This is a genomic window from Arthrobacter sp. SAFR-044, assembly GCF_051965175.1.
Lineage (GTDB): Bacteria > Actinomycetota > Actinomycetes > Actinomycetales > Micrococcaceae > Arthrobacter.
This window is the reverse complement of sequence record NZ_JBQCMK010000008.1, coordinates 63,439-88,464: the sequence shown is the minus strand read 5'-3', so window position 1 is coordinate 88,464 and position 25,026 is coordinate 63,439. Positions and strand designations below refer to the sequence as shown.

The 25,026-nt window shown below is 61.3% G+C and carries 24 protein-coding genes; 7 read left to right on the top strand and 17 right to left on the bottom strand.

Features of this window, described 5'->3' with window-relative positions:
* Positions 1–28: 28 nt before the first annotated feature.
* The 3 genes from ACTHQS_RS13625 to ACTHQS_RS13615 are packed head-to-tail and all read right to left on the bottom strand — an operon-like array spanning position 29 to position 2,935.
* Positions 29–805: an enoyl-CoA hydratase gene (locus ACTHQS_RS13625; protein ID WP_440169803.1), complete on the bottom strand. Its 777-nt coding sequence runs from the start codon at positions 803–805 to the stop codon at positions 29–31.
* Entirely contained in the window at positions 802–1,818 is a 1,017-nt protein-coding gene (mmsB, locus tag ACTHQS_RS13620) for a 3-hydroxyisobutyrate dehydrogenase (protein WP_440169801.1), read from the bottom strand. The genes ACTHQS_RS13625 and mmsB overlap by 4 nt, the downstream gene beginning before the upstream one ends.
* Positions 1,811–2,935, bottom strand: coding sequence for an enoyl-CoA hydratase/isomerase family protein (locus ACTHQS_RS13615; protein ID WP_440169799.1), 1,125 nt, complete (start codon positions 2,933–2,935; stop codon positions 1,811–1,813). The genes mmsB and ACTHQS_RS13615 overlap by 8 nt, the downstream gene beginning before the upstream one ends.
* Positions 2,936–3,093: 158 nt before the next feature.
* Here ACTHQS_RS13615 and ACTHQS_RS13610 point away from each other — a divergent pair, with 158 nt between their 5' ends.
* Both ACTHQS_RS13610 and ACTHQS_RS13605 read left to right on the top strand, forming a co-directional pair.
* Complete coding sequence (locus tag ACTHQS_RS13610; RefSeq protein ID WP_440169796.1) at positions 3,094–3,900, top strand: exodeoxyribonuclease III; 807 nt, start codon at positions 3,094–3,096, stop codon at positions 3,898–3,900.
* Between the two features lie 34 nt (positions 3,901–3,934).
* On the top strand, positions 3,935–4,825 hold the full coding sequence (locus ACTHQS_RS13605) for a hypothetical protein (RefSeq protein ID WP_440169794.1): 891 nt from the start codon (positions 3,935–3,937) through the stop codon (positions 4,823–4,825).
* A 19-nt stretch (positions 4,826–4,844) separates the two neighbouring features.
* Here the strand turns inward: ACTHQS_RS13605 and ACTHQS_RS13600 are convergent, their stop codons facing one another.
* From ACTHQS_RS13600 to ACTHQS_RS13580, 5 genes are all read right to left on the bottom strand, one after another.
* Positions 4,845–5,900: a LacI family DNA-binding transcriptional regulator gene (locus ACTHQS_RS13600; protein ID WP_440169792.1), complete on the bottom strand. Its 1,056-nt coding sequence runs from the start codon at positions 5,898–5,900 to the stop codon at positions 4,845–4,847.
* Positions 5,901–6,061: 161 nt separating this feature from the next.
* The gene (locus ACTHQS_RS13595) at positions 6,062–6,310 is read right to left on the bottom strand and encodes a hypothetical protein (RefSeq protein WP_440169790.1); all 249 of its coding nucleotides are present in this window, start codon (positions 6,308–6,310) and stop codon (positions 6,062–6,064) included.
* Positions 6,307–7,206, bottom strand: a complete 900-nt coding sequence (locus tag ACTHQS_RS13590; RefSeq protein WP_440169788.1) for a carbohydrate ABC transporter permease — start codon at positions 7,204–7,206, stop codon at positions 6,307–6,309. The genes ACTHQS_RS13595 and ACTHQS_RS13590 overlap by 4 nt, the downstream gene beginning before the upstream one ends.
* On the bottom strand, positions 7,203–8,240 hold the full coding sequence (locus tag ACTHQS_RS13585) for a carbohydrate ABC transporter permease (RefSeq protein WP_440169786.1): 1,038 nt from the start codon (positions 8,238–8,240) through the stop codon (positions 7,203–7,205). Before ACTHQS_RS13585 ends, ACTHQS_RS13590 begins: the two co-directional genes overlap by 4 nt.
* A gap of 7 nt (positions 8,241–8,247) precedes the next feature.
* Positions 8,248–9,537 (bottom strand): ABC transporter substrate-binding protein, encoded by a 1,290-nt coding sequence (locus ACTHQS_RS13580; protein ID WP_440169784.1) that lies wholly within the window; start codon positions 9,535–9,537, stop codon positions 8,248–8,250.
* Positions 9,538–9,677: 140 nt separating this feature from the next.
* On the opposite strand from ACTHQS_RS13580, the gene ACTHQS_RS13575 reads away from it, so the two are divergent.
* On the top strand, positions 9,678–11,501 hold the full coding sequence (locus ACTHQS_RS13575) for a glycoside hydrolase family 13 protein (protein WP_440169782.1): 1,824 nt from the start codon (positions 9,678–9,680) through the stop codon (positions 11,499–11,501).
* A 21-nt stretch (positions 11,502–11,522) separates the two neighbouring features.
* Here the strand turns inward: ACTHQS_RS13575 and ACTHQS_RS13570 are convergent, their stop codons facing one another.
* From ACTHQS_RS13570 to ACTHQS_RS13540, 7 genes are all read right to left on the bottom strand, one after another.
* A complete protein-coding gene (locus ACTHQS_RS13570; RefSeq protein WP_440169780.1) occupies positions 11,523–12,134 on the bottom strand; it encodes a hypothetical protein in 612 nt (203 codons plus the stop codon).
* Positions 12,131–12,769: a hypothetical protein gene (locus tag ACTHQS_RS13565; protein ID WP_440169777.1), complete on the bottom strand. Its 639-nt coding sequence runs from the start codon at positions 12,767–12,769 to the stop codon at positions 12,131–12,133. Before ACTHQS_RS13565 ends, ACTHQS_RS13570 begins: the two co-directional genes overlap by 4 nt.
* Entirely contained in the window at positions 12,766–13,146 is a 381-nt protein-coding gene (locus ACTHQS_RS13560) for a hypothetical protein (protein WP_440169775.1), read from the bottom strand. The genes ACTHQS_RS13565 and ACTHQS_RS13560 overlap by 4 nt, the downstream gene beginning before the upstream one ends.
* Complete coding sequence (locus tag ACTHQS_RS13555) at positions 13,143–13,334, bottom strand: hypothetical protein (protein ID WP_440169772.1); 192 nt, start codon at positions 13,332–13,334, stop codon at positions 13,143–13,145. Before ACTHQS_RS13555 ends, ACTHQS_RS13560 begins: the two co-directional genes overlap by 4 nt.
* Positions 13,331–13,780 (bottom strand): Asp23/Gls24 family envelope stress response protein, encoded by a 450-nt coding sequence (locus tag ACTHQS_RS13550; RefSeq protein WP_440169769.1) that lies wholly within the window; start codon positions 13,778–13,780, stop codon positions 13,331–13,333. The genes ACTHQS_RS13555 and ACTHQS_RS13550 overlap by 4 nt, the downstream gene beginning before the upstream one ends.
* Positions 13,781–14,119: 339 nt before the next feature.
* Complete coding sequence (locus tag ACTHQS_RS13545) at positions 14,120–15,613, bottom strand: tyrosine-type recombinase/integrase (protein ID WP_440169766.1); 1,494 nt, start codon at positions 15,611–15,613, stop codon at positions 14,120–14,122.
* Positions 15,614–15,615: 2 nt separating this feature from the next.
* Complete coding sequence (locus tag ACTHQS_RS13540) at positions 15,616–16,428, bottom strand: hypothetical protein (RefSeq protein WP_440169763.1); 813 nt, start codon at positions 16,426–16,428, stop codon at positions 15,616–15,618.
* Positions 16,429–16,544: 116 nt separating this feature from the next.
* Here ACTHQS_RS13540 and ACTHQS_RS13535 point away from each other — a divergent pair, with 116 nt between their 5' ends.
* Positions 16,545–16,763: a hypothetical protein gene (locus ACTHQS_RS13535; RefSeq protein ID WP_440169760.1), complete on the top strand. Its 219-nt coding sequence runs from the start codon at positions 16,545–16,547 to the stop codon at positions 16,761–16,763.
* Positions 16,764–17,686: 923 nt separating this feature from the next.
* Positions 17,687–18,256 carry an HNH endonuclease signature motif containing protein gene (locus ACTHQS_RS13530; protein ID WP_440169758.1) on the top strand — a complete coding sequence of 190 codons (570 nt, stop codon included), beginning with the start codon at positions 17,687–17,689 and terminating at the stop codon, positions 18,254–18,256.
* A 530-nt stretch (positions 18,257–18,786) separates the two neighbouring features.
* Here the strand turns inward: ACTHQS_RS13530 and ACTHQS_RS13525 are convergent.
* A complete protein-coding gene (locus ACTHQS_RS13525) occupies positions 18,787–19,710 on the bottom strand; it encodes a hypothetical protein (RefSeq protein ID WP_440169756.1) in 924 nt (307 codons plus the stop codon).
* Between the two features lie 238 nt (positions 19,711–19,948).
* Between ACTHQS_RS13525 and ACTHQS_RS13520 the strand changes: the two genes are divergently transcribed.
* Together ACTHQS_RS13520 and ACTHQS_RS13515 are read left to right on the top strand one after the other, a co-directional pair.
* The gene (locus tag ACTHQS_RS13520; RefSeq protein WP_440169754.1) at positions 19,949–21,199 is read left to right on the top strand and encodes a hypothetical protein; all 1,251 of its coding nucleotides are present in this window, start codon (positions 19,949–19,951) and stop codon (positions 21,197–21,199) included.
* A gap of 825 nt (positions 21,200–22,024) precedes the next feature.
* Positions 22,025–22,600 carry a recombinase family protein gene (locus tag ACTHQS_RS13515; RefSeq protein ID WP_440169751.1) on the top strand — a complete coding sequence of 192 codons (576 nt, stop codon included), beginning with the start codon at positions 22,025–22,027 and terminating at the stop codon, positions 22,598–22,600.
* 65 nt (positions 22,601–22,665) lie between these two features.
* Here ACTHQS_RS13515 and ACTHQS_RS13510 read toward each other — a convergent pair whose 3' ends face one another.
* Positions 22,666–24,954, bottom strand: a complete 2,289-nt coding sequence (locus ACTHQS_RS13510) for an AAA family ATPase (RefSeq protein ID WP_440169748.1) — start codon at positions 24,952–24,954, stop codon at positions 22,666–22,668.
* Positions 24,955–25,026: the final 72 nt, after the last annotated feature.

Below are 25,026 nucleotides of genomic sequence, written 5' to 3'. Positions count from 1 at the left end.
CGCGCACGGCACGGCTGTATGTGGCGGGCTACCGGTGTTTGAAGTCCGGCTGGCGCTTTTCGGTGAACGCCGCCATGCCTTCCTTCTGGTCCTCCGTGGCGAACAGGGAGTGGAACAGCCGCCGTTCGAATACCACCCCCTGGGCCAGTCCGGTTTCGAAGGCAGCGTTCACTGCTTCCTTCGCCGCCATGGCCACCGGCTTTGATTTTGCGGCGATCAGGCCGGCTACCTTGAGGGCCTCGGACACCACGTCTGCCGCCGGAACCATCCGGGACACCAGCCCGCACCGGTCCGCTTCCTCCGCGTCGATGAACCTGCCGGTGAGGATCATGTCCATGGCCTTGGCCTTCCCCACAGCCCGGGTGAGGCGCTGCGAGCCACCCATGCCGGGGAGCACGCCAAGGTTGATTTCCGGCTGCCCGAACTTGGCGTTGTCGCCGGCGATGATCAGGTCGCACATCATGGCCAGTTCGCAGCCGCCGCCCAGGGCGAAGCCGGACACCGCGGCAATGGTGGGGATCCGCAGGCGGGTGAAGTCTTCCCAGCCCCGGAACCAGTCCGCCACGTACATGTCCATGTAGCCCTGGTCCGCCATCTCCTTGATGTCGGCGCCCGCAGCGAAGGCCTTGCCGGAGCCGGTGATCACGACGGCGCCGACGCCCGGATCGGAATCCATGGCGGTCACGGCGGCCACCAGTTCTTCCATGGTGGCCTTGTTCAGCGCGTTCAGTGCCGAGGGCCTGTTGAGGGTCACCAGCCCTACCCTGCCCTGCTGCTCCACCAGGATGTTGGCGTACTCCGTCATTCCGGACTCCCGTCGTCGTGTGCTGTTGTGGCTCTGTGCCCGGCCGGTCTCTCCGCCTCGGCGTCCTCCCCTGCGGGCCTGTCCCCGCCCTGCCGCTCCGATGCGCCGCGGATGTCCGTGATGATGGCGGAGAAGTCGCGGCCCGCACCGCCCTCCGCGGCAAACCTATCGTAGATCCGGGCGGCGAGCGCTCCCATCTGTCCCGCCACCCCGGTACTGTCGAGCGCGTTGACGGCAAGGTTGAGGTCCTTGGCCATGAGGGCCGCGGCGAAGCCCGGCTGGTAGTCCCTGTTGGCCGGGCTGGTGGGGACCGGCCCGGGCACGGGGCAGTTGGTGGTCAGCGCCCAGCACTGCCCTGACGCGGCGGAGGCGACGTCGAACAGGGCCTGGTGCGTCAGGCCCAGCTTTTCCCCGAGGACGAATGCCTCGCTGACGGCGATCATCGAGACGCCCAGGATCATGTTGTTGCAGATCTTGGCGGCCTGGCCTGCTCCGTGGCCGCCGCAGTGCACCACCCGCTTACCCATGACCTCCAGGAGCGGCCGCACTGCCTCGAAGTCCTCCACCTCACCGCCGGCCATGAAGGTCAGCGTGCCTGCCTCGGCTCCCACCACGCCGCCGGAAACGGGGGCGTCAACGGAACGGTGGCCTGCTTCGATGGCCAGGCGGGAGGCTTCCCGGGCCTCATCCACATTGATGGTGGAGCAGTCCAGGAACATGGTTCCGGGCTGCGTGGCAGCCAGCAGCCCCGGCTGTCCGGCATGTCCAGCGCGGCCCCGGTAAGCGTCCAGGACCTCCTGGCCGCTGCGGAACATGGTCAGCACCACGTCGGCGCCCGCCACGGCTTCCGCCGCGCTGGCCGCCACCGCCACGCCTTGCGCCTGCGCCGCGTCCATGGCTGCTGGCACCACATCGAACCCTGCCACCCGGTAACCGGCACGGACTAGGTTCAGGGCCATGGGACCGCCCATGTGTCCCAGGCCCAGGAAGGCCACGCTGCTGTTGTCAGGCATGGTCCGCCTCCTTCGCTTCCAAATCCGGCCCGGGTTGCAGGTCCAGTTCCCCGCCGTCCAGCGGCTGGAAGAACCCGTCCACCCGCCCTTGCAGGACCTCGGCCAGCGTGGCCGGCTTCCACTGCGGGTTCCTGTCCTTGTCCACCACCTGGGCGCGGATACCTTCCCGGAAATCGGGCCCGGCCAGGAAGCGGATTCCTGCCCGGTACTCCTGGGCCAGGGCCTCATCAAGGGTCAGGTTTGCTGCCCGGCGCAGGGACGCCAAGGTGACCTTGACCGAGGTGGGTGACTTGGCTTCGATGGTGTCCGCCGCTTCCGTGGCATCTTCCCGGCCGGGCCCGGTCCAGGCCCGGAGCCGGGCAACAATGTCCCCGGCATCGTCGCTGGCGTAGCAGGCATCGATCCAGTCCCGCTGCCCGGCCAGTGCCGAGGCAGGAGGCTGTCCGGCGCAGCGGGCGACGGCGGCTTCGGGGCCTTCGTCCTCAAGCGCCGCCACCAGCCGGGGCAGCGCGTGCGACGGGACGTAATGGTCGGCAAGGCCCAGGAACAAGGCATCGCCCGCGTCAAGGTGTGCCCCGGTCAGGGCGGCATGGGTTCCCGTCTGGCCTGGTGCGCGGGACAGCAGGAAGGTGCCGCCGACGTCGGGTGCGAACCCGATGGTGGTTTCCGGCATCCCCATCCTGGTCCGTTCGGTGACCACGCGGACGTTCCCGTGCGCCGAGATACCCACCCCGCCGCCAAGGACCAGCCCGTCCATGAGGGCGATGTATGGCTTGGGGTACCGGGCGATGAGAGAGTTCACGCGGTACTCGGTCTGCCAGAAGTCAGCGGTCTGGGTTCCGCCGTGCAGCATGTCCCGGTAGATGGCCACGATGTCCCCGCCCGCGCACAGGCCCCGCTCCCCGGCGCCCTGCACCAGGACGGCGGCCACGCCGTCGTCCGTTGCCCACGCGGTGAGGTGCCGCAGGAGCAGGTCCACCATTCCCGCGGTGAGCGCATTGACGGCCCGCGGCCGGTTGAGGGTGATGACGCCGAGCCGGCCGCGGCGGTCAAAGAGTACTTCCGCGGTTCCGTTTCCTGCCGCGCTGTCCGTTGTGTTGCCCGTGGCTGCCGTCATCGGCTGGTGCTCCTTCGCATGGTGGCCGGCCGTGTGATCCAGGTCATTCTGCTGCGAATATACCCGCCGCCTGCTGCCCGGGACCAACCACACCGCGGCGCTGGCGCGCCTGCCCGGGGCTTTACCCCGTAAGCGGCGGCCAAGGTAAGTTAGGAACCGTGAAGATAGCTACCTGGAATGTGAATTCGCTCCGCGCCCGTGCCGACCGTGTTGAGGCCTGGCTCCAGCGCAGCGACTGCGACGTCCTTGCCATCCAGGAGACCAAATGCAAGGACGACAACTTCCCGTGGGAGCTCTTTGAACGGATGGGCTACGAGATTGCCCACTTCGGGGTGAACCAGTGGAACGGCGTGGCCATCGCTTCCCGGGTGGGGCTGGAGGACGTGGAACGGACGTTCCTGGACCAGCCGTCGTTCGGCAAGGCCGGCAAGGACCCCGTCCAGGAGGCCCGGGCCATGGCCGCCACCTGCGGAGGCATCCGCATCTGGAGCCTTTACGTCCCCAACGGCCGCTCGCTGGACGACGAGCACATGCCGTACAAGCTCAAATGGCTGGAAAGCCTTAAGACGCACGCCCAGGCTTTGGTCACGGACAACCCGCAGGCGCAGGTGGCCCTGATGGGCGACTGGAACATCGCGCCTTTCGACGACGACGTCTGGGACATCGACCTGTTCATCAGGAACCGTGCCACGCACGTCAGCCCGCCGGAGCGGGAAGCGTTCCACGCGTTCGAAACAGCCGGCTACACCGATGTGGTGCGCCCCTACACCCCCGGCCCCGGCGTCTACACCTACTGGGACTACACGCAGCTGCGGTTCCCCAAGAAGGAAGGCATGCGCATCGACTTCGTCCTGGCCTCCCCCGCCCTGGCTGCGCGCGTCACCGGAGCCTCGATCGACCGCGAGGAACGCAAGGGCAAGGGCGCCTCTGACCACGCTCCCGTTTTGGTGGAACTGGCGGACTGATGACTGCACCCCGGACCCAGCCAAGGAGACCGTGATGACGGGGAACCTCTACCGGGGCCAGGCCGGCCTGCCTTTTTCCTCCACCCTGCGCGTCTACGAGCCCCTGGAAGCCTTTCCGGAGGAACAACGCCCGGCCATCAAGGCGGCCGGCGCGCAGGCCGTGTCCCGGGCCGCCGTCGAAAACGCCGAACTGCTGGCGTCGCTGGGACGGATTACCCGGTCGGGCGGGGACCCGTTCCCCACCGGGCGCACCGACCTGGTGCGCGTCACCGCGGCGCCGTCGCCGGAAGGCGGAACGGCCGACGACGACGCTGACGCCGGCACTGAGCCCGTCCTTCTGTATTGCCCCAGCCAGCTTGTCCTGCGCGCCGGCTTGGCCGCCAACGCCCTGATGGAGGGGATCCACGGCCCGCTGGCCGAGCTCCTGATTCCGGAGGAGCAGCGGGACCGGCACCAGGAGCGGATCGACCTGATGAAGGCGCGTGACGGTTCCGTCCGCGTCCACACCCGGGCGTCCACCTGGGGAATCCCGTTCAGCTGGTTCTCCTTGTTCATGGAATCCGACCGCAAGGATGTGGTGGAAGCCGCCGGCCGTATCCTCACTGTGCGCGTCTGGGCATCCATCACCGATGCCTTGGAGCGGGCCCGCTACGCGGTGGCCAACCTGGCCCTCGCCGCCCCGGACCTGGACATGCTCGATGACCTGGCGCAGCTGAAGGAATGGCTTGAGCTGTTCCACGTGGACTCCATGGTGGAGCTGGACTACGGCGCCGTGGCGGACAAGGTGTACCCGGACGAGTCCCCTATGGACATCAGGCTGGGTATCGAATGCCTGGCGGAGGGTGATATGACCGGCGCTGCGGCGGCCTACCGGCGGCTGGCTTCGCGCTGGATTCCTATCCGGCAGCTGGCGCGCGCGTCGTAGGCCTTTGGTTCCCGGGCTGCTACAGGTTGCGGGGAGGCGCGGTGGTGCGCCGGATAATCAGTTCGTGGGGTGCGACGGCTGAGCGGACTGCCCCGTCCTCGCCATCCAGTTCGTCAAGCAGCATTTTGGTGGCCAGTTCGGCCTGCTCGTCAGGGCGTTGCCCCACGGTGGTCAGGCCCATGGCGTCGGCAAAGTCATGGTTGTCGATGCCCACTACGGACAGTTCGCCGGGAACGCTGACGCCCATGCTGTTGGCCTCGAAAATGATGCCCATGGCCATTTCATCCGAGGCGCAAAAAATGGCGGTGGGCTTCTGCCCGGGCCGGGACCACAGGCGGCGGAAGGCTTCCTGGCCGCTGCGGACGGTGAAGTCCCCCCATTCATCCCATTCCGGCCGCGTCGGCAGGCCGGCCGCCGCCATGACGTCCTTGAACGCCAGGATACGCACCCGCGGGACGTCGAAGTTCAGGTCGGTCTCGTCGTCGCCGTGCAGCAGGGCAATGTCCCGGTGGCCGAGGTCGATGAGGTGCCGGACTGCGGTGGAGGCGGCAGCGTAATCGTCGATGCCGATGTACGGGCATTCCTCCACGTGACCTCCCACCACAATCAGCGGGATGTCGATCTTCTGCAGGTGCTCGATCTCTTCGTGCGTCAGCGCCATACACAGGACCAGCAGGGCGTCGATCTGCTTGTAAACCATGGTCTTGCTGAAAAGCCGCTCCCGGTTGCTGCCATGGCCCCCGAGATTGAACAGCGAAAGGTTGTAGTGGCGGGCGTGCAGTTCCCGGTCTGCACCTTCGATGGCCTTGGAGAAGAACCACCGGCTGACGAATGGCGCCAGGACGCCAATGGTCTTGGTCCGTCCGGTGGCCAGGCCGGAGGCCGAAGAAGATGCCACATAGCCCAGGTTTCCCGCTACTTCCAGGATTTTCTCCCTGGTGGCCGGCGAAACCCTGGGCAGTCCGCGGACTGCCCGGGAGACTGTGGCTGTTGAGACTCCGGCGGCCGCCGCCACGTCCTCGATGCTGACGCCGTTATGGCCGCCCCGCTGGGACCTTTCCGTTGTCCGTGCCACAGTGGGCCCCCTCTTTGACTCCTTTGCGGCGTAAGGCCGGCCGGCCCTGCGTCTACCCTCGGCCCTGTATTTTTCCATTCCGCGGGCAGGGAATGTTAACCGGCCCGGTGGCTGCGCGCGCCTTCCCCGCCACGGCTTGGGCGGCCGGCGCCGTCCCCCAGCTACCGGCGGGCTGGAAGTTTCCTGCGCAGCCGGACCATGCCATACAGGGCCAGCAGGGTTGCCAGCAGGCCCAGCGCCCAGCCAAGGGCAGGCTGGGCGGTAACTTCCATCCACACCGTGACCACCAGGAGGACCAGCGCCCAGAATGCGAGGAAGCCAATGATGATGTCGAAGTCTTCGCCCGAGCGGACCAACCGGCTGCGGGTTCCCGCCCCCGGAGTGCGGGGGCGGGAACCGTTGCCGGTCACTTGACTGCACCTGCCGTAAGGCCGGCCACGATCTTGCGCTGGAAGACCAGTACCAGGATCACCAGTGGGATGGTGACGATGGTCCCGGCGGCCATGATGGCCGTGTACGGGATTTGGTTGGGCTGTGCACCAGCGAAGTTGGCAATGGCCACCGTCACCGGCTGGGTTGCGTCGCTGGACAGCTGGCTGGCAATCAGGAACTCATTCCAGGAGGAAATGAACGCCAGGATCGCCGTGGTGAAGATCGCCGGTGCAGCCAGGGGCATGATGACCTTGCGGAAGGCCTGTCCCTGGGTGCAGCCGTCCACCCGGGCTGACTCCTCAAGCTCCCAGGGCATTTCCCGGAAGAACGAGGTCATGGTGTAGACCGTCAACGGGAGCACGAACGAGATGTTCGGGATAATCAGCGCCTGGTACGTACCCATCCAGCCGATGTTGGTGAACAGCTGGAACAGCGGGGTGATCAAGGCAACACCGGGGAACATGGAGGCCCCCAGGATGAAGCCGAGCACCAGGAACTTGCCCTTGAAGTTCAACCGGGCAAGGGCGTACGCGGCGAATACACCGATCAGCAGCGAGATGGCGGTGACCACCGCGCCAATGAACACACTGTTCAGCAGAGCCTGGCCGAACCTGTTGCCGAAGGAGGTATCAAAGGCGGTCTTGAAGTTGTCAAGGGTGACGTGGCTGGGCAGGATCGACGTGTCGTAGGTGAAGCCCACGTCGCGGAACGCGGTGACGACCATCCAGTACGCGGGCGCCAGGCACCAGAGCAGGATGACCGCGGCGCTGATGTAGGTGCGCCCCTGTGCCCACTTTTCGCGGTTCTGCGCGGCCTTGCGGCCTTTGTCCTGCCGGGCCCGCAGTGCCGAGGCGTCTGCTGTTGCCGTGGTCATTTCTTCCCCTTTCCTGTGGCGCCGCTTTGCTCAACCACGTTTGCCCCGAGGAAGCGGACAAAGATGAAGGCGACCAGGAAGATGATGATGAAGGTGATGGTGGACAGTGCGGCCGCCGAATTGAAGCCTTGCCTGATCTGGTTGATCACCAGGATGGACAAGGTGGTTGTGTTGTTGGCACCGCCGGTAAGGATGTACGGCAGGTCGAACATGCGCAGCGCATCCAATGTACGGAACAGGATTGCCACCATCAGCGCCGGCTTTACCAGTGGGAGGGTGATCAGCCGGAACCGCTGCCAGGCACTGGCGCCATCAACCTTGGCTGCTTCATAGACTTCCGCCGGGATCATTTGCAGACCGGCGAGGATCAACAGCGCCATGAAGGGCGTGGTTTTCCAGACGTCGGCGATAATCACGGCCCATTTGGCCGGCCACTCGCTGCCCGTCCACAGGATGGTGGTGTTGAACAGCTTGTTGGCGATGCCCTCGAAGGCGAAAATGAAGAACCAGAGCTTGGCCGTCACGGCGGTGGGGATGGCCCACGGCACCAGCACGGCGGCCCGGACCAGGCTGCGACCGCGGAACGTGCGCGCCATGATCATCGCCATCCAGAATCCCAGGACAGTCTCCAAGGTAACCGTGACGATGGTGAAGAAGAACGTTGTGGCGGTAGCGGACCAGAACTGGCCGCCCAGGGTGCCCGGCGGGCAGGCGACGGTTCCGCCGCCCGGTGCCGAGCATTGCTGTGCCAGCCAGTTCACATAGTTCTGGATGCCCGCAGAGCCACCTTGCGTGAAGAGGCCAGTAGCGGGGTCCAGGCCGGCGTCCTTCTGGAACGACATAACGATGGCGCTGACGATCGGGTAAACGATCACCACAGCCAGCGCCACGATAGTCGGTGCCAGCAGCCATGAGGCCCAACGCCCCTGGCTTGCGATCCTGTTGTCCTCCCCTACGCCCTTGGGCGCATGATGGACGGGGGTACCGCCCGACGCCGGTGACTTAACCGGCGTCGGGCCTAGTTCGGTTGCCATGGCAGAACTACGATCCCGCACCGGCGGATTCGATGGACTTCTGCATGTCAGAGAGTGCGGCTTCCACTGACTTTTCTCCCTTGATAGCTGGGTATGCGTTGTCTTGGATTGCCTTGGTTACGGCAGGGTAGAACGGCGTTACGGGGCGGGGAACGGCGTTTTCGATCGACGTCTTCAGCACTGGCAGGTACGGAAGCTTGGCAACCAGTTCCTTATCCTCATACAGCGAGCCAAGCACCGGAGCCAACGAACCCTGGGTTGCGTAGAACTTCTCGGTTTCCGCCGACGTCATGAACTTCAGGAAGTCCAGTGCCGTGGCCTTGTACTTGGAGTAGACACTGACCGCGAGGTTGTGTCCGCCAAGGGAAGATGCACCGGGACCGTCCTTGCCCGGCAGGGCAGCCAGGCCGGTCTTGTCCTTCACGGCTGACGAGCCTTCCGTGGTGATCAGGTTGAATGCGTAAGGCCAGTTGCGCAGGAACATGAGCTTGCCGCTCTGGAACGCCTGGCGGCTGTCCTCTTCCTTGTAGGTGATGGCTTCCTTGGGGATGTTGCCATCGGCATAGGCCTTCGCCAGGTTCTCCAGTCCGGCTTTTGCCTCCGGCGTGTTCAGGTTGGGCTTGCCGTCCTTGTTCAGGACCGAGCCGCCGGCGGAGTTGATGGCCTCGGAAGCATTCACAGTGAGGCCTTCATATTTGGCGAACTGTCCGGCATAGCAGCCGATGTTGTTGGCTGTGGCGATGGAGCACATGCCCATCATCTCGTCCCAGGTCTTGGGCGGAGTGGGAACCAGGTCCTTGCGGTAGTACAGGATCCCGCCGTCAGAGGTCTGCGGAGCAGCGTACAGGGTGCCCTTGTACGTTGCGCTGTCCACGGTGGGCTTCAGCATGGCGCTGGTGTCGATCGCCATCTTGTCCTTCAGCGGCTGCAGCCAGCCCTTGGCCGCGAATTCCGCGGTCCAGACAACGTCCACATCCACAACGTCGTAGTCGGACTGCTTGGCCTGGAAGTGCTGGACGATGTCATCGTGCTGCTGGTCGGCCTGGTCGGTCTGTTCCTTGAAGGTGACCTTCTCGTTCGGGTGCGCCGCATTCCACTTATCGACCAGGGGGCGGACAACGTTGCTGTTGTCCTTGCCCTGGACATACGTGATGGGGCCGCGGCCGTCGAGGTTGGCGTCAGCGTCGCTGCCCCCACCGCCCGTGGAGCCCCCTCCACCTCCGCCGCCGCAGGCGGACAACGTAAGGGCCAGAATGCCGGCAGTGGCAGCCGGAAGCAGGAATCTCGGGGTTTTCATTAGCTTGAAGCTCCTCGCTGAGTGACAAGTAAGTCGACAGTGCGCTTGCTAGGTGAGGTTGATGTGGTGACCATCACACTAGTAAGGTTGCTGTCTGCAATGCAAGCGTTTACATCAAAAAGTTATCAGAGGGGAACCAAATGCCGAATCCGTCCGTTCCCGCGCCGCGTCCAGCCTCCACTGCATGGTGGGCCGACGCTGTGGTCTACCAGATCTACCCCCGCTCCTTCGCGGATGGCAACGGTGATGGCATGGGCGATCTCAGCGGCGTCACCGGCAGGCTTCCCTACCTTGAAGCCCTGGGAGTGGATGCCATCTGGCTGTCACCGTTCTACAAGTCGCCGCAGGCCGACGGCGGTTACGACGTGGCGGACTACCGCCAGGTGGACACCCTCTTCGGCTCCCTGGCGGACTTCGACGCCATGTTGCAGGAAGCCCACGGCCGCGGACTGAAGGTCATCGTGGACCTGGTTCCGAACCATACCTCGGATGAACATGAATGGTTCCAGGAGGCACTGACGGCAGCTCCGGGGAGCTCCGCGCGGGACCGGTATATCTTCAGGGACGGAAAGGATGAGGTGCCGGGATCCGGGGACGGCGGCCGGGCCCCCAACAACTGGAAGTCCATTTTCGGCGGTCCGGCCTGGAGCCGCGTGAATGAAGCCGACGGGTCACCGGGCCAGTGGTACCTCCACCTCTTCGACACCCGGCAGCCGGACCTGAACTGGGATAACCCGGAAGTCCAGGAGGAGATGCGGTCAGTGCTGCGCTTCTGGCTGGACCGCGGCGCCGACGGCTTCCGGGTGGACGTGGCCCACGGCCTGGTGAAGGAGGCGGGGCTTCCGGACTGGGAGGGCGTTGCAGCCATGGTGGAGGGGACCTCTGTTCCCCGCCTGGAGAGCCACCTGCCCGGTGATGCGCCCCATGCCCATACCGATGCCGAGGAACCCCACAGGGCAGTGTCACCCATGTATCCGCCGTCACCGTTCTTTGACCAGGACGGGGTCCACGCCATCTACCGGGACTGGAACCGCGTCCTGGCCGAATACGGTGGGAACCGCATGATGGTGGCCGAGGCCTGGGTGGAACCGGCCGAGCGCCTGGCCCGCTATGTCCGGCCCGATGAAATGCAGCAGGCCTTCAACTTCGATTTCCTGCTGGCGGGGTGGAATGCCGAACGCATGGCCGACGCCATCGTCGCATCCCTGGCAGCGGCAGCATCTGTGGGGGCTCCGTGTACGTGGGTGCTCAGCAACCATGACACCGTGCGGCACGCCACCCGCTTCGGACTCAAGGATCCCACGACGTTCCCGAAAGGCATCGGCCCTGCCGACGAACAGCCCGACCCGGCCCTGGGCCTTGCGCGCGCCCGTGCCGCCACGCTGGTTGCGCTGGCGCTGCCTGGCTCCGCCTACCTCTACCAGGGCGAGGAACTGGGACTTCCCGAGCACACCACGCTTCCCGACTCCGCCAGGCAGGACCCCACCTTCTTCCGGACCCATGGTGGCGAAATTGGGCGCGACGGCTGCCGGGTCCCGCTGCCGTGGACGCAGGACCAGCCCGGATTCGGGTTCTCCGGAACGCTCGCCGGCAAGGCGTCCGGGCCATGGCTCCCCCAGCCGGAAAGCTTCGGCCCCCTGGCCGCAGACCAGCAGGACGGCGAGGAGGGCTCAACGCTTGAGCTTTACCGGGCCGCCCTGGCTTTCAGGTCAGCACAGCGGCTGGGCCGCGGCAGCGTGGAATGGACTGGCGAACACGCGCCGGACAGCGGACTGCTGGCGTTCCGGAACGGAGATGTGGTGGTCCTGTCCAACATGGGCTTCGCCTCCGCTCCCGTGCCCGAGGGCTATGCCGTAGTCCTGTCCAGCGGTCCCGAACCGGCCGACGAATGGGCCGGCATGCGGGAAGTTCCCGTGGACAGCACCGTGTACCTCATGAGCGGCCGGGAGCGGCAGGTGCCCTGATCTCCACAGCGCGAAGGCAATTCAGCGGACGCGCTCGGCCCGGCCGAAACGCGTCCGCGCGCCCGCTCCGATGTGGATGAGGACGGGAATCTCCTTGCCCACCACAGATTCCAGGGCGTTCATAAGTCCATGGACCTCGGCGGCGAGCAGGTGCGGGGCCACCCCCTGGCGCGGCAGGAGCCGGACCTTCAACGCCGGGGAACCTTTCACGTCATAAGTGGTGACGGTGGCGCCGGCAAGGTCCGGCCGTCCTTCAAGGGCCTGCCGGAGGGCCTGCTCTGCAACCCCGCCGCCGATCCGGACATCACCGGGAACCTCACCCGGATCATATTCGGCGGCCAGCAGATTGGACCGGCCCTTGCCCTGCTGGGCGATCCAGGCAACCATGAGCCCCATCAGCGCCAGCAGAGCCAGCGCCACCACGATCCACAGCCAGCTCTCCGGCCTGCCCGGGAACCGGGTGGAGTCGAACAGCCGGCTGATGCCGTTCCAGGCTCCGGCGGACCAGGAATGCCACCAGGAGCCCACCGGAGGAACGGTTGCCAGCAGCACCAGGAGGAACCCGGTGCCCAGCAGGATCAGGCCCAGCACGGTGAGCAGGATGCGGTTGAGCAGTGCCGGGGTGCTGTTCATGCCCCGATCACCCCCGACGGGGTCACATTGATTCGCGGAGCAGGTGCCGGCTCCAGCAGCATCTGGTCCAGCTCATCCTGGACGGCGTCAAGGACAGTGTCCGGATCCACGGGCACACCGGAGGTGGGGCGGACATTCACCAGCACCTGCCGCTGGGAGACGACCACCATGACCTGTTCGGGGGTGACGTTGGCGGCCAGCCGCGCGCGTCGTGCGAGCGAGGACGCGATGACCTCGTCGTCAACCACAACGGCCGGGAGCCCCTCACCCGGCGCGCCGGCCAGCAGATGGCGCGCACGCCTGCCCGGGAGGACCCCGTTGAGCAGGAAGATCAATCCCAGCATGGCCAGCACGGCGCCGATGGCCACCAGCAGCAGCGGAGGGATTCCGGCGGGGAGGTCAACGATGCGCTGGGCAGCCACCTGCGGCTCGATCAGCCACGCCGGCTGCCCCACGGCATGCACGCCGGATTCGAGGACGCCGTAACCGGCCAGTACCAGGACCAGGACGGCGGCCACGACCGACACCACGGCCCGGGAGGAATGGGTCTCGCGGTAAATCACCCTACGCATGTCCGGGCCGTTGCGTCCCCGGGATCCGCTGTTGGCCCGGCGGTTTTCCACGCTGCTGCTCACCGTACCCGCCCTCCTGTACTGATCCTTGCACCGCTGATGCGGATGTCCACCCGGCTCAACTGGGAGCCGCTCAGTTCCGAGACCCTTGCCAGGATGCTTTCCTTGGCCCGCACCGTCCGGTCCCAGATGGATCCACCGGTACCATCGACCCTGGCTGGATCCAGTACAACGGTCCGCAAAGGCGGGATGCTGATGGGGGCGACGAGGGACAAAGCCAGCAGGCCGTCGTCGTCCGCCCAGTCCGCCCGCACGTCCTGGGCATCGACCCCCAACGCCTCCGCCGCAGCTGCCTTGGCGAGGCTGGTCAAAGCCTGCGTGCTGATCCGGTTATGGCCGCTGAGCGCCTGCCCACGCACATCGGGCGCGGGCGAGCTCATGAGGAAGAGCGCCGGCCGGTGATGGCATCAAATACGCCCCGCAGGTCCAGCTTCCCTTCCGCGGCACGGCCCAGAAGCGCCCCGATCGCCATGAAAAGAAGGGAAACGAGGAAGCCCCAAAGGCCGAACTGGAGGGACATGAATGCCACGAACGCGCCCATGGCCGCGCCTGCCACTGTGAGGTTCACAGCAGCGCCTCCCGTTCGGGAGCACCAGGGGCTGTCGTCTTGACCGGCGGCGGGACGTAGACGTCCGTAATCTCGACGTTGACCTCAATCACCTGCAGCCCCACCAGTTCTTCAACGGCACGGTAAACGGCGGCACGGACGTCATTGGCCAGCGCATGCAGGGGCGTTCCGTAGCTTGCCACCAGGGTGATATCCACGGCTACCTGCGTTTCGCCCACTTCGGCGTGGACGCCGGCGGCGTGGTCTGAACTTCCGACGGCGTCGCGGATGGCGCCCAGGGCACGGGACGGGCCCGAACCCAGGGAGTAGACGCCGGGAACGGACCGCGCGGCGATTCCCGCCACTTTCGCCACGGCGGTCTCGGAAATGACGGTCCGGCCCGGACCGGGAGCCGGGCTGGCGGCAGGACGGCTTGGCACCACGGGTTGCGGGTTCTGGTATTCCATCAGGCACTCCCCCTTCTGTTGGTTCCACCCTATCCCCAGGCTGCGACACATGCGCCGGAAGACTGCGCGGGCCGGGCGCAAGGGAATTTCCGGGTGTAGCCAGGGAGCAGGAGCGTGGGGCGGGGACAACATGGCGCCGTCACAGCCGTTGACTCACGAGGGGTTAAACGAAGAAAAGCACCAGTTCCGAAGAACTGATGCTTCCCAGTGGTGGCTCCGACCGGCGTCGATCCGGTGACCTTTCGATTTTCAGTCGAACGTTAGTCGTCGTTATTCCCTATGAAACTCGCGGTGGCTTGTAAAAATACCGGAGCTTTACCAAGGGATCACTGGGATGCGTTAGCTGGCGATCAGTTTGTCTAGCCCAGCCGCAGCGCTATAGAAGTCGTCCTCGAACAGCTCGGCGTAGGTGTTGAGCGTTGTCGTAGCGTCTTTGTGCCCCGCAATCCGCTGAACGTGCTTGACGTTCTTGGTGACCGCTAAGTACAGACTCACAGCAGTATGCCTCAGGTCGTGGAAGACGGGGGGCCGGAAATCGGAGTCGCCCAGGACTAGGGAGATGCGAGCTGAATCCAGCATGGATTGCCTTCGTGAATCCGGTACACACTCTGCTAGGGCGAGCCACATGTCCTTCCCAACCATTGGCCTGATCTCTAGACCCGACGATTGCTGAAAGTCGAGAACCGCAGTCAGCATAGAGTCGCCGAACACCGCGAGGCCCCTCCTTGATTCGGATACTCCAAGCGCCGTCTGCACCCTCGCCACACACCCAGCTGCCAAGAGACGGGCCGGCTGGTAGTACCGTCTGGTGAAGTTCGAATTACGCATGGCATGTCCCTCCGCCGAGGGGAATAGCAACGCTCCAGGGCCCTTACCAACAACAAGGCGCGAAAGATCGGCAACCAAAGATGCCGGAAGAGGGACGTCGCGGCTCGCATGCCCTTTAGTACTTCCCAGAATCAGCTTGCCCTTCACCTCCGAGTACGCTTTGTTGACGGATACGTAGGGACGAGAACCCAAATCTAAATCTTCCACTGTTAGGGCCGTTACTTCACCCCACCGCAACCCTGTAAGCCCGGTAAACCGGATCATGAGTTCATGCGTGCCCGCGAAAGCGGCAAGACGTTCCAGCTGGGGACGGGTGAGGTAGACGGATTCCCGGTGATCCCCTGCGGAGGGCACATAGTCACGGCCACCAACAGAGTCTTTAGCTGGGTTGATACGCAGAACTTTTATTGCAACAGCATGGTCCAGCATCCTTGAGAACTGCTTTGTCGCTCTTGCTCGCGTATCCGCGCTAGCAACACCGCCGTTAACGCCGATCATCTTCCTCGTCCACTCGGCGACACCCTCATAGGTGACGTTACTTAGGGGATAATCCTCCCAATATGGCTTGATCATCCGTGTGTAGAGCCACTCGTACCCTTGCACCGTCTTGGGAGTAGCCGCACGCCTCCCAGAAGCACCCACGGACCTGACCCGCTCAATCCAGCTCTCAAATAAAGCACCCACTGACATTCCTGCTGCGTACTTGGGGTCTACATATGTCCCTGTTCTGACCGCGCGCAGTTGCCCGTTAAGAAACTCATTCGCTTCATCCTTGGTTGCAAACCGCTTTGTCTTCCATCGGCCCTGATGGTCTTGAAACCCAGCCTCCCAACGCCTAGGTTTTAGCTTCACGACAGAAGGGACGTCAAGACTCAACTCCATCGCACGAATCTCTTGCCTAGCCGCAAACTCTCTAGCTCGCGCCTCCGTGTCGTACTCGTTCCGAAGCCGCTTTCCGGAGGCGGACGTATAGGAAACCGCCCAGTCGAGCTTCTTTACAGCCACTCCTACCGCCCCTCGTCAACTGAGGCGATGAACTCATCGAACTCACCCAGGGGTAGGCCGCCGCCGTCCGGACGCTCCGCTTGCATCCCTGCCCACACCCAACGCTCATCTAGGCCGTACTTGTCCGCGATCTCGCCAATCCTCATACGGGACTTGAACAACTCACGCATCCCGGGAAATTCCGGATCAGTATAGAGCGCGCCAAGCGGTGTTAAGGACCCAGAGGCACGTCCCCGATCGCCGCTCGAAAGAAGCAAGCGACGTCGCGCCTCCTTGACGCGCTGGGCCATCACAGGTGCAGACACGCCGACCTGTTGAGCAAGAGTCGCTGTAGCCTTCGAGTTGCCAAGGCGAACTTGTTCCGCATACTTGGCTGCTAGGGCAGCATATTCAACATTGCCCTTGGGCATCGACTTATCCGCCCAAGTCTCGAAACGAGAGTCGACGAATTCTGAGTTTCGCAGTGCTCGTTCCCGGTTTTCAATCATCGCCGACCGCCTGATGCGGGCTCTGTCGACAGCCTTGTCGAGGTAGGAGCGCAGGTCAGGAGTATTAAGGTCAGGCAAACCCCGCGCAGTTTCGCCAGGCAAAGCCAATACCTCCGCCACGGACCAATCCTCATCAGAGAAGTCCAGCCGTATACCAATTGCCCACCCCGATTCAGCAAGGAAGCCTAGAAGAGCGTGCTCTTCGTAGAAGCGCTCCTGGGGACGAGCAGGAATAGTCGGCCACTCCCAGTCCCGCGCCTGTTCCGTTAGCTTCCTCAGCATTGGGCCAATGTCGGGCGTCTTCATAGTTTCACTGTAGTCGTTCATAGGGCCGTCCCTTCGTTCATAGTTGACAACTTTGAATCGGTCCCCCTAATCTTACTGACGTGAGATCAAAGTTTACAACTATGAACAAAACCGAAAAGCCTTGAAGGAGTCTGAACATGCCCGCCCAACTCTCCTACGACAAACAAGAAGCCGATCTGTGCAGCTCCATCTATCTGACTCGAAAGGAAGCAGGAAAGTACCTCAACGTTCCTGCACACTGGTTGGCAAATAATGCCAAGCTGGGTCCTCGCTACATCAAGATCGGGGGCCTCGTCCGATACTCCGTAGCGGCACTCGACTCATACATGGCTTCGCATGAGGGCAAACATCAATGAGCACCGCCCGCTCACCACAGTGCTGACGAGGATGCGAGTGTCCGTCGGCCCGGTCCGGCTAAACCAAAACGACTTGGTGACGTCACTCCCCCGGGTGAAGCCGGGGGTTGCGCCCCGGTCATTGAGGGGGGTGAACCTCCGGAGGAACAGCCGATGCAAAGCCGACCACGCTAAGACTGGCGAGCGGCCACAGGGGTCCTTTATGGAACGCATCGTCCTTCAGAATCAGGTTCACCCTGCGGCACGTCACGAGCCATCAAGCCCGGCGTGGTTTCTTCGCCGCCAGCAGGCTCGTCCGAGGTGCGAGGCTGGAGGTGAGGACGCTGCATTTTCCGCTGATACTTTCCACGAACACCTGGAAGCTTCAAAACTCAAAGGGAAGGTGCGGGCCACTCTGCTCGAGGTGCTGTATAGCTCTGACGAGTTGGGTAGAACTACCGTCAGCGGCAGGCGACTAGCACGAAGACTGGACATCCGGGAAGCGACCGTCAGCTCACATCTCGCGAAGGCACGTGAGGCAGGGTTCCTGCTTACAAAGTACCGCTTCAACAATTCGCCCGTGCAGCAGCTGGCCTGGCCTGGAAGCGGTATCCATCCCCCTCAGCCCGGGGTATCGCCTATGACCAGCCGGATCTGGAGCGACGGCGAGTTGGCTTGGTGGGACTCGTTGGACACCGAGTGCCCGCAATCCCCGCCATGGGGTCCATGGGAACCTCCGTTCTAAAACCGCAATCTATATAAGGCGAGCGAAGCGATGCCTAGGCGAAGAAGTTCTTAGGTTACGGACCAAGACCTCCGCCAAGGGGCTTCGGTTCCATGCTCAGCAGCAGGCCCAGCAGGGGCCTGCGATCGTTACCGCGGATCCCCCATGACGCCGCGTGATCATACGCGGCAACCACCCACGATGAGTTAAAGGCTCACCCATGAAAGAGAGAAAACAGATGGTAACTACAACAACGGCTACAACAACTGAGGAACTGCTTATGACCACAGATGACCCAATCGACACTTGGCTGAGCCCCGCCCTACAGAGATTCTTCCGCAAGACTCAAGGTGACTGGGAGACCGGCTGTTGGAACTGGATAGCAGCCAAGGATAAGGACAACTACGCACGTTTCTGGCGAAACAACGGGAACAGGAAGGCTCACAGGTGGATTTACGAGATGATGGTGGGACCGATTCCGGCAGGGCTTGAACTGGACCATGTATGTGTGAACGCAAGATGCGTTGCTCCGAATCATCTAGAACCAGTAACCAAGGCAGAAAACCAACGAAGGAAGCAGTTCCGTAAAGCTGAAGCCGCGGCAGGACGGCCTGTCCGTATGAAGACGGGGGCGACTACGGTTCAGGAGCTGACGCTGGCGATTGCCTTGGGCTTGCCCACCGGGGGCACCGTTGTCCTGCCTGCTCGTCAAGGGGCACGAGCAGTAAGGTCGACGAGTCCCGCAACGTTTGACACCTTAAGCATGTCCCGGATGCCACGAACTAGTTAATCGGGGTCAGGCCACGGCTAGAGTCAAAGCTCGAGCTCCTCGCAGAGAATTTGGCTTTGGTCGTGGCCGCACAGTCGTGGCCGTACAACGGGCGCAGCGGTGTTCACCGCGGAGCTGATTATCGAGCCTGGGGTGCCGTATTGGCTCACCTGAGGTTTGTACCCCATGGAGTGAGCTAGAAGAACGAAGCCATTCCACAATTCGCCTCTTTGTGTTGGTAAAGCAGGCACGGCGGAGCCTTATCGATAGCGCCCTCAGAATGCATCAGGCCCTGCAACAGCAACAGTCTCTTCCTGCCCCCCCCCGCTTGGAGGCAGAGGTCTGGAATGTGCTTGTTCCGTATACCCGACAAACCTTTCAAGCGTTCGTGTATGACAGGAGCGTCGGCAATGCCTTCACCTTTCCGTAGACCATACTGGCTATAACGGGGATGGTCAGCGCGGTCGTGACCCTTTGGGCGCAGCTTTGGATACCGCTGGATATTGAGCATTACCACGCTATCTCACGCATGCTTGTGGAACAGACAGCCGCTATTGATCGAGTGAAACATCGCTAATCTCCGGGAGGTTACGGACAACTTCAGCTACTCGCCGCAGTGTTCTGCTGTCCGAAGACACAGGAGTGCCGAGACTTCCCGCAATAGTCGCCCTGGTGTAAGTCGAAGCGACATCTATAGGAGCTTCTGCCGGATTGATAGCGCGCAGATCCTGAAGGGAAACTGCGTCTAGTTGGCGCTCTTGAGCTGTCCTCAATTCGAGCCTTCCCATTTCCAAGGCCAACTTAGCGGCTTCGAGATCGACTCGCTGCTTACTCAGAGCAACCTTCGCCGACTCAGCATTCGTTTGCTCAGCGCCCAGTTTCGCCTTGGCAATTTCCGTCTCGACACGCACCTTTTCAGTAGATGCATTGACTGCCACTATGTCAGCCTGAGTCTTTTTATACTTTTGCCATGTAGTAATCAACCAAGCGACTCCCGCAACCACAGCCGCAGCTGTGGGGCCAGCAATTTGGATTAGAAAGTCTAGGGGATTTCTATACGATAAGCTGACAAGATGCCATTCTGCATCTACAGTTTCGGCCAGCGTATCAAGAACGTCGGGTTCAGAATCCAACAATACGTTCGCCAAAGCACTGCGAATTGGCGCACTTCCGGCATACCCAACACCATTGACAGATGCCAATACCCTGTCAAGATCTACGTGTTCACCTAAATTGAACTGCTCAAGAATGGCAACGAGAGAGTCTCTGGTCAGGTGAAGCGGCGCCCCAGGGCTAGCTATGAGTTGACTTCCGAAGGAATCATCGAGAACTTGATCATGTAGCTGGTCAAGAACCGTGCGTAGAACACCCACGCCCATGAGTGTCCGCAGCAGTGTCGTAAGATTCTCCACATTGCGAACCACGAGGATAACTGGCAACCGGGGGCCGAGTTCCGCCGTCAGGTGGAGTTGCATGCCCTCGAGTCGGACCCGCTGATCAGTCTTGGCCTCCACAGTTCCTCCCCGGCGTGTGAGGGGGGAGCGACCCAAGCCCCGATTTTCGGTAGTGGATCCTCGAGAAAGAGGAATACGGGATCGCTCTTTGCCCTCTTCTTAAGTCGGGGTGCAACATGACCTATTCATACCACACCGGGTGGGCTAATCTGAGGACCACTCTGGGGGCAGAGGTCGGTTGATAGAACGGAAGAGGAAAATGCCTGGGCAACTTGCAATCTCCCCCGAAGTCATGGAGGCACTCGGACAAGCGCGTGCCGACGCCATACGCAAAGAAGGCGCCTCAGGGCTTTGTCCAATTTGCCGAGCTGAAGTTTCAACCCTTCAGGGAGACGATGCCTCGGTTTTGGTTGAAAGCTATCTGAATGAAGGCGTTATCGTATTCGCCCACGACACGTGTGCCGAATCCCAAATCATCTATATGGGACGCGCCAGTTCGGAGACGCCTTCCGACGACGTAAGTTCCATCTGCATTCTAGTTCCCGGTGCTCGTGAGAATCGAGCTTTGATATTTGTGGCCCCGGACTCTCCGGGAGTAACTTTTCTCGCCAGCGGAGAGAGACTATCCCCTTGGGTGGCTGGACTTATGGCGGCAGGCTGGGAGGTGATGACTGCAGTCGGTAAACCTGCTGTTTTTCTTGGTGATTGGTCAGCAAAAATCGATCCTGCCACTTACAGTATGGCTATTTTAGACAGCAACGGGAGCCCAATGCTGGAACAACAGATGCGTAATGATAACGAGTTGTGGTCTACCCTCGCCTTACATCAGGGCGAGATAACTGTAGTAAGCGGGGACGTAGATATAGACCGCATCATTCTGTCCGGAAACGCGTTGGTTGAGCTACAACGCCTCGCTAAACTCGGACACTTAATCGGAGTACGGATTCCTGCCAAGCAGTGGCAGGCACAGAGTGATCCTTTTACGACCGCTTCCCGTTCCGTCGCCGACATGTTGGGGGCAGCGATTCGTAAACGTGCGAGACCAGTGACGCCTGGAAAAACGAAGGCTTTCGGCGTCAAGCTACACACCATCCCGCGGATTTCTCCATTCGTGGTGAGGGATAGCGCACTGCTGGTAATAGATCTCGACGACTTTGACGCCGACCGAGGCAAGAGGACCATTGAGGCGTTGGTTGCCGCCGGATTCCCTTCTGGGGTTGCTGACAGTACCGACCATTTCTTACCCAATGCGTCACGGGGGTGGAGCTGTCTGGTCTGGAGGTCACAAATCCAAATTCTCGGACGAGGGACAGACGGAAAACCTGAAGAGCATCTTTTTGTTCCCTTCCCAGCCACCGGTGACAAGTGGCTACAAGCAGTGCGGGCTCACAAGGCCCTGGGCATCGTCTTCGGCAACTCGGTTGACGACGAAAAGCTCACAAATCTAGTCGATGAAATCCGCTCTGGCACGATGATAGGTGCTGCACTTCTAGCTCTCCCCGCAATCTAGATCTCGCGGCGTTCCGGACTTTTCGCTCTTCCTGTGAAGGATTAAGAAGACTTCGGCTTGGTGAACATGCGAGTCAACGGCCCCGCAATGCAGTGGTTACGGGAAACTTCTAAACCCGTACACAAAAAAAGGAGCTAACCACCACCGGGGAGCAATAAGGGCGCGCGGGGGTGGTACCCCCACCCCCTTGACTCCCTCGCGAACCTAGGGTCGCGCCAAGATTTCGCGGATTCCTTTTTGAATGTTGTCACCAAAAATCCAGGCCTGCGCAGAGTCAGGATAAGGCGTCGTGCAGTGGAAATCTCCGGTCTCCTGGTCGAAGGAGTAGTGGGCGTCCCACGTCTGTTTCCCGGAAGCAGAGCTAAACGTTGCTGTGACACCAAGCCCCTGCACTGAGACGTTTCTGAGGCGGGCCATGTTCCACGTCGCGGAATCCACTAGCGTCTTAAAATCCGACTCCGTCAATTTCCCCACCCTGACCTCTTCCATTCCTATGCAAGTGACCGTCCTTCCCGCGAGCCTAGCACCGCATGGCACCTCGGTTAGGGGTACCGGCAGGAGACCTGTACCTATAATCGCGCTGCCCATCATCGCTCGATCCACCAGTCTCTATTCGTTCGACGGAGCCGGCATACCGGCATACCGGCATACCGGCATTGAGAAGGTCTCATTAAAGGATCGGTTATAAGGACTTCGTCTGGCCCGTCTCGCTTCTAGGGAAAAGACCGAAAATATATAACAGCCGACGTCTCAATAATGGGTCTCATCATGCTATTCTCATAAACTTAAACAGAGAAGCATTTATGAGACGCACATAGGAGGCTCGTGGGAACCATTGGATACGCCAGAGTCAGCACAGCAGAGCAATCTGCAGAGCTCCAGACAAGGGCCCTTAAGGAGGCGGGATGCGAGCGAATCTTTACAGATCATGGCGTGAGCGGTTCGCGAGCCAGTCGACCTGAACTGGACAGGATGCTGGACCACTTGCGCAAAGGTGATGAGCTGGTCATTTGGAAGCTCGACCGATTAGGGCGCAACACGAAGAATCTGCTGGAGCTGGTTGAACAATTGGAAGGTAAAGGCGTGAGATTCCGTTCCCTGACAGAGGGCATTACCACCGCAGGCCCGATGGGAAAGGCAATGCTCACAGTGATGTCGGCATTCGCGCAACTGGAGCGCGACACACTGGCTGAACGGACCAGGGCTGGCATGGCGGTCGCTGCGAACAACGGGCGAAAAGCGGGGCGGCCAAGCGTGACAGTTGACCATGACAAAGTGGCTAAAGCGAAGGCCTACCATAGCAAGGGGAATAGTGTGGATGAGATCCAAAAGCTAATCGGTGCCTCACGTGCAACTGTTTACCGGTACCTTAAAATGACCGACGCTCGCGAGCAAAGCTAAGTCTGTTGCTGCTGGGGTGACGTCAGCCGGAGAACCAAACTCTGCTGGGCGGTGCGCTCCGGGTGCTATTCGAGACCGCTCATGAGATGGTCGACGTCAAAGCTAGGGCCAGCCTTCGCAGGTTCTCGCCATAGTCCTTCCGCATCCAGATCTCGCTGTTCAGATACCCTGTCCAAGAAACTAGCTGCACGTTCGTAGCCCGGATAGAACTTCTCTGGGTCACTCGTCATTGACGCGTAAGAAACCATGCTCTCAAGATCCATTGAGTAATTTCCCCCATCGTATGGACCTTCGATGTCCTGCCAAGAGGCAAGTTCGTCTCTGACCATGTACTCCATAGCTTCTTCAATTAGGGACTCCAGGTGCCGGCTGTCAGACGTCGATAGCCGCCCAACGTGGGAAAGAGCCGACCTGGCATCGTCCCACGAGAACGCGCTTTCTGTTACGACATCAATTAGCTGCTGAAGCAAGCTCTGATACAGACCGTGCTCCTCCGGTAACTCCTCTAGCTTTTCGAGCAACGACACGGCCGGTCCAAAGGAGTCCAGGGTAAGGAGGTCCATGCTGCTGCCGCTGTCTTCAACCAAGCTAGCTGTAAGTTCCGATGCAATCTTTGCCTGGACTTGCGTGGAAACCACGCTCCAAAGCTGCACTAATCTTCGGAACCTTTCGGCCCCATCAATTACCGCAGACTCTGCAAGAGGATCGCCCTGCTCAACCAAGCGGTGATAGGCGTCGAACACCTTCGGTTGAAGAAACTCCTTCCATGGAGACTTGGCCACTTCAGCTGCACCAAAGTCTGCGCGGTAGCTAAATAGGCGGTGAATGCCCTCGACGTGGCGGAACGAGGGCGTCCTAACTAGTAACTCGGCCAGCACCCGTGGTCTTTCTCGCAATCGGCTTGCCATGAAGTCGTCGATGGATGGGTTGGCACTCGAAATCGTGGGAGAGCCGGCAGATCCTCCTACGGCGAGAAAGTCACCCTCCAAAACGCCCAAGTACCTCTCGAACCTGTCTTCCGAAGTGGATACATGCCCGGTGTCCAGCGCATCTGTCCAGATGTCTCTCAGCTGCGATAGACGCAGCCGGGCACCAATACTGGCGAAAACGTCAAGAATTCCTCTGGGCTCCTCAGCGAGCTGTCGAGTTATGGCATGTTCCCACAACTCCCCAGGGTTATCGAGATTCCTGAGCATGATTTGAGGGGCCGAAAGTTTTGCGTTGTCCTCGTGCTCACGCGAATAGCGTTCCAGACTAAGGCTCACGAGCCGGGGACTGTAATTCTTGTGCTCTAGGACGGGCCAGTAGACATCATGCTCAGCAAAGAGGGACTTCTCACTGGGCGTCAACTTACTTGCCCAGACGTGGTTGTAGAGAATTAGCGATCGAGACCGCAGGTCTAGATCCTGTACTTCTAGAAGACACTCAGCAAACTTCAGCGTCGGGCTGGACAGTCGATCGTAGGTGTCGCGGGCTTGACCTAAAATGTAGCCCCGCGTAGTCATTATGAAGTACTTGTCGCCTGCAGCATAAACTCTCTCCGCGAAAGCGGGTATATCGTCGTCCTCGTTTCGTTCAACCTGGTCACCTCGGGCCGACCGTCCTAGGAAGTCGTCGAAAACGAAAACCTGTTTCTTGTCCTCTTGCCACAATCTCAGTGCTTCGGAGATTCTGCCCGTGACTTGGATGGCCTCATAGCCGAGAGCCATCAGCTCAGCACAGAGGATACGTGCGAGCGTTGTTTTTCCGATGCCCGGCGGACCTGAGATTAGACAAACACGCTGCTTCTTAAGGATTTCCTGGGCCCTTGATAACGCTGGAGTATCAACGAATATGCTGAGTTCATCACGAATTTTGCGTATCAGATCTGCAGACCGCAGGGCAACGTCTTGATTCAGCGCCGCTTGCAGCACACTGCTGTTCGACAGCCAAAGGCGGAGATGTGATCTCACTGCATCTGGGTGCGTATCCAGGAAGTACTCGATTTGCTGCCTGCCATAGATGTCACTCTCTTGAGTAACAAAAGGAGCCATATCGGCTTTGAGCGAAGCCTTGTTTCCTTGCGTCAGCCCGGCGGACGTGAAGATAACGTACCGCTGCGGCTTTAATTCAAGCATCTTCGGGAGTTCCACGTTCTTAAACTGTGTCCGAAGGGTACCGATTTTAGCTGCAGGTGTGTGCTTGCACTGAACGATGAGTTGGCCGGCATCGCCACCCCATGCGTGGCGTAAATCAATACCTTTATCCCGGCCAGCTTTGTAGATCTCGAGATCGACTCCTAGAGTCTCGTCAAGCACAGTCTTTGCAAGTGACTCAAAATCGAAGGCTGTAAGCGCCTCAAGGTTATGGGACATTCCTACCTAAATGGTCACCTGCTCGACTTTGCTAGCGCTGGCCGAGGTCAAATTAGTACTGCCATTTTTACA